This window comes from Kribbia dieselivorans NBRC 106261, from assembly GCF_001552435.1.
GTDB classification, from domain to species: Bacteria; Actinomycetota; Actinomycetes; order Actinomycetales; family Dermatophilaceae; genus Kribbia; species Kribbia dieselivorans.
On the sequence record NZ_BCRE01000217.1, the window covers coordinates 1 to 1,653 of the forward strand.

The following is a 1,653-nucleotide window of genomic DNA, read 5'->3' on the forward strand; positions in this document are numbered from 1 at the left end:
TGGCATGAGCAGCGGGTCTGGTGTGAGCAGCCCATTGCGCGTCGTCGCGGCGATGAGCGGGGGCGTGGACTCGGCCGTGGCCGCGGCCCGCATGATCGAAGCGGGGCACGACGTCGTCGGGGTGCATCTGGCGCTGTCGCAGTCGGCCGCGACGTTGCGCGAGAGCGCTCGCGGGTGCTGCACCATCGAGGACGCCGGTGACGCGCGCCGCGTCGCCGACCGCCTCGGGATCCCGTTCTACGTCTGGGACATGGCCACCCGCTTCCAGCATGACGTCGTCGACGACTTCATCGCCGAGTACCGGGCCGGCCGCACGCCCAACCCCTGCCTGCGCTGCAACGAGAAGATCAAGTTCGCCGCGCTGCTCGACAAGGCGCTTGCGCTCGGCTTCGACGTGGTGGCGACCGGGCACTACGCGCAGATCGTCGAGGGACCGCACGGGCGCGAGCTGCACCGGGCCGTCGACCACGCCAAGGATCAGTCGTACGTGCTCGGTGTGCTCGATGCCGACCAGTTGGCCCGCAGCTTCTTCCCTCTCGGCGACACCCCGAAGCCGCAGGTGCGCGAGGAGGCCGCCGCGCGCGGTTTCGCGGTGGCGAAGAAGCCCGACAGCCATGACATCTGCTTCATCCCCGACGGCGACACCCGCGCGTGGCTCGGGTCGCGCCTCGGGGACGAGCCCGGTGATGTCGTCGACGCGACCTCGGGTGAGGTGGTCGGCCGCCATCAGGGCGCGCACGGGTACACCGTCGGTCAGCGTCGCGGGTTGGGCCTGGACCGCTCCCGGCTCGACGGCCAGGCCCGCTACGTCACCGACGTCGACACCACCCGCAACGTCGTCACCATCGGCACCGCCGACCTGCTCGGCGTCGACGTCATCACCGGTGCGCACCTGCGCTGGGTCGGTCCGGTGCCGCAGGGAGCCACGCGCCTCGGAGCGCAGTTCCGCGCGCATGGCGAGGAACTGCCGGCGAGGGTGGTCGTGGAGGGGGAGCGCGTCACGGTCACGCTCGACGAACGCGTGCGCGGTATCGCCCCCGGCCAGTCGGTCGTGCTCTACGACGGCACCCGCGTGGTGGGGTCGGCGACGATCGAGACCGCGACCCACCAGACGGCGACCCTCAAGACCGCGACATTGGCCGCTCGCCCCGGCGCCACCGGGATCGCCCCGTGACGCGCTCCTCCGCGCTCGGCTCGTGGCCCGGCACCGACATCCGCGAGGCCCTGCGCACGGTGCGAGATCTCGTCTCGCTGCCGCATCTGCCCGAACTGCCGGCCCGCGGCCCGGGCGCCGACATGATCGGCCGCACCGCCGGGCTCCTCGTCGAGATGCCGGTCGACCGGCAACCGGCCGGCTGGCGACTGGTCGACCGGCCGGGGCGCGACGCCGCTCGGACCTCGGCCCTCTGGCGCCAGGACCTCGATGAACTCGCCGAGGCCTACGACGGGTGGACCGGTCCGCTCAAACTCCAGGTCGTCGGCCCGTGGACGCTCGCATCCACGCTCGAACTCACCCGCGGTGAACGCGTCGTCAGCGATCCGGGCGCCACCCGTGACCTGACCGCGTCGCTGATCGAGGGCAGCGCGCAGCATCTGCGCGACGTCGCGCGGCTCGTGCCCGCAGCGCAGCTCGTCCTCCAGCTCGACGAGCCG

At 72.6% G+C, this 1,653-nt stretch carries 2 protein-coding genes; both read left to right on the forward strand.

Annotation, left to right across the window (positions count from 1 at the left end; all coding sequences use genetic code 11):
* Window positions 1–34: 34 nt before the first annotated feature.
* Window positions 35–1,174: a tRNA 2-thiouridine(34) synthase MnmA gene (gene mnmA / locus KD1_RS14665; RefSeq protein ID WP_068403158.1), complete on the forward strand. Its 1,140-nt coding sequence runs from the start codon at window positions 35–37 to the stop codon at window positions 1,172–1,174.
* Window positions 1,171–1,653: uroporphyrinogen decarboxylase/cobalamine-independent methonine synthase family protein (locus tag KD1_RS14670; protein ID WP_502690826.1), on the forward strand; the 483-nt coding region annotated here is incomplete at its 3' end. The genes mnmA and KD1_RS14670, both read left to right, overlap by 4 nt.